The 6,532-nt window shown below is 59.6% G+C and carries 10 protein-coding genes; 9 read left to right on the top strand and 1 reads right to left on the bottom strand.

Features of this window, described 5'->3' with window-relative positions:
- From H7225_RS10870 to H7225_RS10850, 5 genes are all read left to right on the top strand, one after another.
- The coding region (locus H7225_RS10870) for a FlhC family transcriptional regulator (RefSeq protein WP_290661712.1) at window positions 1–424 on the top strand (424 nt) is incomplete at its 5' end.
- Window positions 425–687: 263 nt separating this feature from the next.
- The gene (gene motA, locus H7225_RS10865) at window positions 688–1,548 is read left to right on the top strand and encodes a flagellar motor stator protein MotA (RefSeq protein WP_290661710.1); all 861 of its coding nucleotides are present in this window, start codon (window positions 688–690) and stop codon (window positions 1,546–1,548) included.
- A gap of 33 nt (window positions 1,549–1,581) precedes the next feature.
- Entirely contained in the window at window positions 1,582–2,559 is a 978-nt protein-coding gene (gene motB, locus H7225_RS10860) for a flagellar motor protein MotB (protein ID WP_290661708.1), read from the top strand.
- A 61-nt stretch (window positions 2,560–2,620) separates the two neighbouring features.
- Window positions 2,621–3,022: a chemotaxis response regulator CheY gene (cheY, locus tag H7225_RS10855; RefSeq protein WP_290661706.1), complete on the top strand. Its 402-nt coding sequence runs from the start codon at window positions 2,621–2,623 to the stop codon at window positions 3,020–3,022.
- Between the two features lie 16 nt (window positions 3,023–3,038).
- Window positions 3,039–3,689 carry a protein phosphatase CheZ gene (locus tag H7225_RS10850; RefSeq protein WP_290661704.1) on the top strand — a complete coding sequence of 217 codons (651 nt, stop codon included), beginning with the start codon at window positions 3,039–3,041 and terminating at the stop codon, window positions 3,687–3,689.
- Window positions 3,690–3,813: 124 nt separating this feature from the next.
- On the opposite strand, the gene H7225_RS10845 is transcribed toward H7225_RS10850, so the two are convergent.
- Window positions 3,814–4,461 carry a hypothetical protein gene (locus H7225_RS10845; RefSeq protein ID WP_290661702.1) on the bottom strand — a complete coding sequence of 216 codons (648 nt, stop codon included), beginning with the start codon at window positions 4,459–4,461 and terminating at the stop codon, window positions 3,814–3,816.
- Between the two features lie 60 nt (window positions 4,462–4,521).
- On the opposite strand from H7225_RS10845, the gene H7225_RS10840 reads away from it, so the two are divergent.
- The 4 genes from H7225_RS10840 (at window position 4,522) to H7225_RS10825 (ending at window position 6,532) form a co-directional block, all read left to right on the top strand.
- Window positions 4,522–5,040 carry a hypothetical protein gene (locus H7225_RS10840; protein ID WP_290661700.1) on the top strand — a complete coding sequence of 173 codons (519 nt, stop codon included), beginning with the start codon at window positions 4,522–4,524 and terminating at the stop codon, window positions 5,038–5,040.
- 84 nt (window positions 5,041–5,124) lie between these two features.
- Window positions 5,125–5,799, top strand: a complete 675-nt coding sequence (locus tag H7225_RS10835; RefSeq protein WP_290661698.1) for a DUF4254 domain-containing protein — start codon at window positions 5,125–5,127, stop codon at window positions 5,797–5,799.
- Between the two features lie 41 nt (window positions 5,800–5,840).
- Entirely contained in the window at window positions 5,841–6,113 is a 273-nt protein-coding gene (locus tag H7225_RS10830) for a type II toxin-antitoxin system Phd/YefM family antitoxin (RefSeq protein ID WP_290661696.1), read from the top strand.
- A complete protein-coding gene (locus tag H7225_RS10825; protein WP_290661694.1) occupies window positions 6,107–6,532 on the top strand; it encodes a type II toxin-antitoxin system VapC family toxin in 426 nt (141 codons plus the stop codon). Before H7225_RS10830 ends, H7225_RS10825 begins: the two co-directional genes overlap by 7 nt.

The raw sequence follows: 6,532 nt of genomic DNA, 5'->3' as shown, positions 1-6,532 counted from the left end.
GCGCTTGCTGCGCCTGTACAAGGAAGTGTCTGGCAAGTCGCCTTCCAAGGGCCAACTGCCCTTCTCGACCGACTGGTTCATGACCTGGCAGCCCAACATCCACGCCAGCTTGTTCCTCAACATCCATGAGTACCTGAACAAATCCTCAGAGATCGACGAGATCGATGTCGTCATCAAGGCTTACCAGCTGTACCTGGAGCAAACCCAATCCCAAGGCCTGGAGCCCCTGCTGTCCGTGACCCGCGCCTGGCGCCTGGTCAAGTTCATCGACAACGGCATGCTCAGCCTGACCAAATGCAACAAGTGCGGTGGCTCTTACGTGACCCACCCCCATGAAATCGCCCGCCACTTCACCTGTGGCCTGTGTAACCCACCCGCCCGCGCGGGCAAAGGCAAGGCCGCTGGGGCCCTGCACATGCATTGATGTCGTGAAGTCTGCGCGCTGTCAGGCTCAAGCTTGATCAGGCGCTGTCGATAAAACTGGTGGGCGGTTTGGAAACGAAACGTCCTTGCTTGTCTCCTCCTAGCACGATGAGTGCTTTAGCGGGCCCCGAACTGGGCCCGCTTTTTTCTGTGTCATGAAAAAAGCCCCGCCCGCATGCTTCTGTTCACGGCTTAGGAAACAGGCCCACTCGCCGAAGATCAAGGCCTTGATCAACCATCTGCCCCTTCTTTGACCAGAACACCATGAACCTTGTCATCGGATACATCGTCGCGCTGGGCTGCATCTTTGGGGCATACATCATCCACGGCGGCAACACGGAGGTGATCCTTCATGCCTTGCCCCTGGAAATGATGTCCATCATGGGGGGCGCCTTGGGTGCCTTCGTGGTCAACAACCAGACCAAGACCATCAAGGCCGTGTTGGCCAACTTGGGGCCTTTGCTCAAGGGCTCCAAATACACCAAGGCGCGCTACATGGAGCTGATGGCCATGATGTACGAGATCTTGCAGAAGGTGCGCAAGGAAGGCTTGATGTCCATTGAAAAGGACGTCGAAGACCCCCACAACTCGGCTCTGTTCAAGAAGTACCCCACCATGGGCCACGACCACCACGTGGTCGAGTTCATCACCGACTACCTGCGCATGATGGTCTCGGGCAACCTCAATGCCCACGAGATCGAAAGCCTGATGGACAACGAGATCGACACCCACCACCACGAAGGCCATGCCGCCGTGGCGGCCGTGGCCCGCCTGGCCGGCGCCCTGCCCGCCTTCGGGATCGTGGCCGCCGTGCTCGGGGTCGTCAACACCATGGGCTCGGTGGGCCAACCCCCCGCCATCCTGGGCGGCATGATCGGCTCGGCACTGGTCGGCACCTTCCTGGGCATCTTGCTGGCCTATGCCGTGGTCGAACCGCTGGGCGGCCTGATGGAGCAAAAGCTCGACGAAGGCACCAAGGAATTCAACGTGGTCAAGACCGTGTTGCTGGCCAGCATGCAGGGCTATGCGCCGCAAGTGGCCATCGAGTTCGGCCGCAAGGTGCTGTACTCAACCGAGCGCCCCACCTTTATCGAGCTTGAAAACCACGTCAAGGGCAAGAAGTGACCCAAGCCATGATGAAACTCGCGGAGACCCCTCATGGCCGGTGATTCCAAAAAAGTCCAGCCAATCATCATCAAGCGCGTCAAGAAGGGCGGCCACGCTGTTCACGGCGGCGCCTGGAAGATCGCCTACGCCGACTTCGTGACGGCCATGATGGCTTTCTTCCTGCTGATGTGGCTACTGGGCTCCACCACCGAGGGCGACAAGAAGGGCATTGCCGACTACTTCAACAGCCCGTTGAAAGTCGCGATGCTCGGCGGCGCGGGCTCGGGCGATGCTTCTTCGATCATCATGGGCGGGGGCAACAACCTGGCCGAAAGCGTGGGCCAGGTCAAAAAAGGCGCCTCAGAGACCGCCGAGGTCAAGGCCCGCAAAAAAGCCATCAAGGCCGAACAGGCCATGGCTGAACGCAGCCAGCTGGCGGCCCTGAAGGCCAAGATGGAAGAGGTCATTGCCAACGACTATCGCCTGGCCCAGTACCGGTCTCAGATACAGCTGGACCTGACGGCCGAAGGCCTGCGCATCCAGATCGTGGATGACCAGAGCCGGCCCATGTTCGACAGCGGCAAGCCGGAGGTCAAAGGCTACATGCAGGACATCCTGCAGTCGATCGGCGCGGTGCTGTCGGTGGTGCCCAACCGGCTCACCATTGAAGGCCACACCGACTCCAAGCCCTTCAGCGCGGGCGAGCGTGGCTATAGCAACTGGGAGCTGTCGGCAGACCGGGCCAACGCCTCACGGCGCGAGCTGATCGCCGGTGGATTGTCCGGCGCGAAAGTACTGCGTGTGCAGGGCCTGGCCGCCAGCCTGCTCTACGAAAAAGACAACCCTGAAAGCCCCTTGAACCGGCGCATCAGCATCGTGGTGATGAACCGCGAAGCCGAAGACCGCTTCTACATGGCCGCCAAAGTCGAATCTGGCCAGGCGGCCGATGAAGCGGCCACCGACCCCGAAGTGCCCGCGGCCTTAACCAGCCCCATAAAGCCCTTAAGCCCTCCCACTGAACGCCGATAACGGCTGTGAACACCTTGCGGAGGCCGTGCAAAGCCTCTAGCGATTGAATCAAGGACGAGCCATGAGCAATCCCTCACCCGACATGAAATTCCTGATCGTTGACGACTTTTCCACGATGCGCCGCATCATCCGAGGCTTGCTCAAGGAAATTGGCTACAACAACGCCGAGGAAGCCGAAGACGGCACCGTGGCCCTGAACATGCTCAAAAACGGCAAGTTCGATTTCGTGGTCAGCGACATCAACATGCCCAACATGAATGGCTTTGAACTACTCAAGGCCATCAAGGCGGACGACACGCTCAAGCACCTGCCGGTGCTGATGGTCACCGCCGAAGCCCGCAAAGAAGACATCGTTCTGGCTGCCCAGACCGGCGCTGCGGGTTACATTGTCAAGCCCTTCACCAAAGCGACGCTGGAAGAGAAGGTGCAAAAAATCATGCAAAAACTCACGGCTGCGGCCTGAGCAGGGAGAACCAAAGATGAAGATGGACGATCTGCCCACAACAGCGGCACCAGCCGCTTCGCCCGAAATTTTTCAGCAACTGGGCACGCTGACACGCCAGCTGCACGACACGCTGAATCAATTGGGGGTGCTGCCGCGCTTGGCCGACTCGGTTAACAACCTGCCGGATGCGCGAAGCCGCCTGAACTACATCGCCACCAAGACGGCCGCCGCCGCCGAAAAGGTGCTGAACCTGGTTGACGAGGCCAAAGCCGACCAAGCCCACATCGTGGCTGAAACGCGCAAGCTGGCCCGGTTGATGATCGCCGACCCCGTCAAGGCCGTGGCCAGTGGCGCCGTGATGAATTTCGTGGAGGAGGTGGAAACGATCACGCAACGCGTGGACGGGCGCCTGACCGACATCATGATGGCCCAGGATTTCCACGATCTGACAGGCCAGGTGGTGGCCAAGGTCGTGGCCCTGGCCACCGACCTGGAGAAGCAACTGGCCGGCGTGCTGATGCAGGCCGCCCCGCCCGAATTGGCTCACAAGGCCGAAGTGGCCATGACGGCCAACCAGCACATTGAACCCTCCTTGAGTGGCCCGGTGGTGGACGGCGAAGGTCGCACCGACGTGGTCAACAACCAAGGCGAAGTCGACGATTTGCTGGCCAGCCTGGGCTTCTGAGTTCTGGCGGTTTGTTGCCCTGGGCACCATATCGCAACAAAATGCAATAAATGATTGACCAGTGTCAGGGTGGGTGTGTCGACCATGACGCCGCGCGGCGTCATCAAGTTGCACGGCGCAGGGATCATTCGCCTAGAAGCCAGCGAACATGCTGCTCATCCTCTGGCCAATAGGCGCCTCGGCGAGCCCGCCACAGATAATTCTTCTCGCGCAGTTTGTCCAGCGCATTCTGTATGGCCGACGCGCTTGAGGCGTCTTCTTTGAAAAGACTGCTGGCGTCTTGTCCTTGCGCCTCCATGCGTTTTTTGAGGCGCGTTTTCATGGCCTCGCTGAACATCCCGTCGCGCTTGGCGCCGTCGTCGAGCGAGTCAATGGCAATTTCACGCAAAAGTGCCCGCTGCAACGTGGGCAGCTGCGCAAAATCGTTCAAAAAACTCTGCCGCCAATGGATGATTTTCTCGCGCACTCGAAGCGCCAACACTTGGTTGAGGTCCTGGCCATCAGCCGGCGGATCAAGCCGCAAGCTTCGCAAAACAGGCACCATCATTTCGGGCCGTGAACCGGCCTCTTTGAACAAGGCAAACACCTGCTGAAGATCAAGGCCCAGTCCCAACCTGGCACAAAGCCACTCGCAGTAATCTTCACCAAGGGGCGGAAAATTCACCAGGTCGGCACCAAAAAAAGCTTGATCCTGCTGGTGCACCAGCAACCCAAGCTTGCCCCGGTTTGAGCCCGTCCCGATGATCTGTAGGCCATTGCCCGCCAGATTCAACGCGTCGCGGGCCGCCTTGAGGGCGAAAAGGGCGTTTGACCCGGCATCCGAGGTCAGTGCATGCTGGACCTCATCAATCACGACGACGATCCTCTTGCCATTGGCGCTGGCCAGTGCCGACAGTGCATCGGTGAGCGTGGCATTGGCGCTGAGGCCAAGCTGCGACAGGTCAAAACTCAGGCCGCCACCAAGCGCGCCAATGTTGAATTTGGCCAACCCGGCCTTGGCCGCCAGTTTGCTGATGGCCCCGCCTTCTTTTTTGAGTTCTGCCCGGATGGCATCGGAGATGAGCAAGGCCGGATCTTGTGCCTTGTCAGCCCACAGATCAATGTACAGAACCTCGGTATCTTGCTGACAAAGGGCCGGCACCAGATCTTGTCGAACAAAGGTCGATTTGCCCGTGCGCCTGGGCGCAGCCAGAAACAGGCCGCTGTTCACCCCCAGGGTTTTGTCCAAGGCCGCATCAGCGTAGGCCTGGGCCAACTCATTGCGGTGAAAAAAATCAGCACTCTGCGCCGGGAGGAGCACGGATTGGGACATCACAGGCCTTCACGAGGAATTACGGGAATATATTCCTAATTATTTGCAATTATCTGAATTTATACAAAGTAGAGGCGCCGTGATTTTTCACCCGATAATCAGCCCCTCAAAGAACCAAGCCTGATGATGATCATGTTGACCAACCTGGGCGAGCAAGTCGCTCACCTGCACGACACGACCCTGACTTGCGCAGGCGGCCCGCCCGTGGCGCCACCGATCCCCGCGACCACAGATGACCGCGCCGCCCTGCTTTGGCAATGGATCGGTACCAACCACTTCTTCAACAGCAGCCTTTGGGCCGAAGAAGACCTGGCCCGCCGCACCACCGTCAGCGGCGAAGAAATCGCCCAGAACAAGCGCGCCATCGACCGATTCAACCAAGCCCGCAACGACGCCACCGAGCGCGTAGACGAGATCTTGCTGACCGACCTGGGCCTGGTCGATGCCGCATCGGCGCAAACCGACGCGCCCGAATCCAAAGTGCCCGCCAACGCACGCTTGAACAGCGAAACCGCTGGCAGCATCGTCGACCGCATGTCCATCATGGCGCTCAAGATCCACGCCATGCGCGCCCAAACTTTGCGCACCGACGTGGCCGATGACCACCGCACCAGCAGCCAGGTCAAGCTGGACAAATTGCTGCAGCAGCGCGCCGACCTGGGCGCCTGCCTGCACACCTTGATCGCCGACACGCAAGCGGGCCGGGCCTATTTCAAGGTTTATCGCCAGTTCAAGATGTACAACGATCCGCGCTTCAATCCTGCGCTGGTGGCCGAGCAGAGCAAGGCCAAGGCTTGACATGTACAATTAAAATGTACAAATTGACGCCAGAGGCCTCCATGCAAACCATGCCGTTCTCACAGGCCCGAGCCCATCTCGCCGAGGCATTGCGCGGGGTCGAGTTGGCGCAAGAGCCCTTGTTGATTTCGCGCCGCGGTCAGGCCGCTGGCGTATTGATGTCATTGGCCCACTATCAACAATTGGCAGGCTCAAGCGCCGGTTTTTCTGCCAGGCTGGCCGATTGGCGGGCTCAGTACTCGCAAACGCTGGATGAATCAAACGACTTCACATCGCCGAGAGACCTCAGCGAAGGACGTGATTTTTCGTGGTGACTGCATTGAGTTGGCTGCTGGACACGAACATATTGTCCGAGGCCATGCGCCCCGCACCCAATGCCACCGTTCTGAGCAACCTCGCTCGCTATGAAGGCGAGCTGGGCGTTCCTGCCCCTGTATGGCATGAGCTGCGCTTTGGGTGGTTGCGCATGCCCGAGGGACACCGCAAAGACGCCATCGGCCGCTATGTGCAACACGTGGTTGGCGCACTGCCTGTGCTGCCCTACGACGCAGCGGCTGCGCGCATCCATGCCGAATTGCGCAGCACACGAGCACAATGTGGCGCGCCCTTGTCCTTCGTGGACGGGCAAATCGCTGCCATTTCAATGGCGTTGGGGCTGACTTTGGTCACGCGCAACGCCAAAGACTTTGCCGGTCTGGCAGGCCTGCGTTTGAACAACTGGTTCGAAGCCTAA

This window comes from Aquabacterium sp., from assembly GCF_014378415.1.
Taxonomy (GTDB): domain Bacteria; phylum Pseudomonadota; class Gammaproteobacteria; order Burkholderiales; family Burkholderiaceae_C; genus Aquabacterium.
Note: the sequence above shows the minus strand (reverse complement) of the source record. Positions and strands in the feature narration are given on the sequence as shown.

Coding starts and splice junctions, on each gene's coding strand:
- H7225_RS10830 (WP_290661696.1), top strand. CDS start 5,841: ATGCAAACCATGCCGTTCTCACAGGCCCGAGCCCATCTCGCCGAGGCA.
- motB (WP_290661708.1), top strand. CDS start 1,582: ATGGCCGGTGATTCCAAAAAAGTCCAGCCAATCATCATCAAGCGCGTC.
- motA (WP_290661710.1), top strand. CDS start 688: ATGAACCTTGTCATCGGATACATCGTCGCGCTGGGCTGCATCTTTGGG.
- H7225_RS10835 (WP_290661698.1), top strand. CDS start 5,125: ATGATGATCATGTTGACCAACCTGGGCGAGCAAGTCGCTCACCTGCAC.
- H7225_RS10840 (WP_290661700.1), top strand. CDS start 4,522: ATGCTGGACCTCATCAATCACGACGACGATCCTCTTGCCATTGGCGCT.
- cheY (WP_290661706.1), top strand. CDS start 2,621: ATGAGCAATCCCTCACCCGACATGAAATTCCTGATCGTTGACGACTTT.
- H7225_RS10850 (WP_290661704.1), top strand. CDS start 3,039: ATGAAGATGGACGATCTGCCCACAACAGCGGCACCAGCCGCTTCGCCC.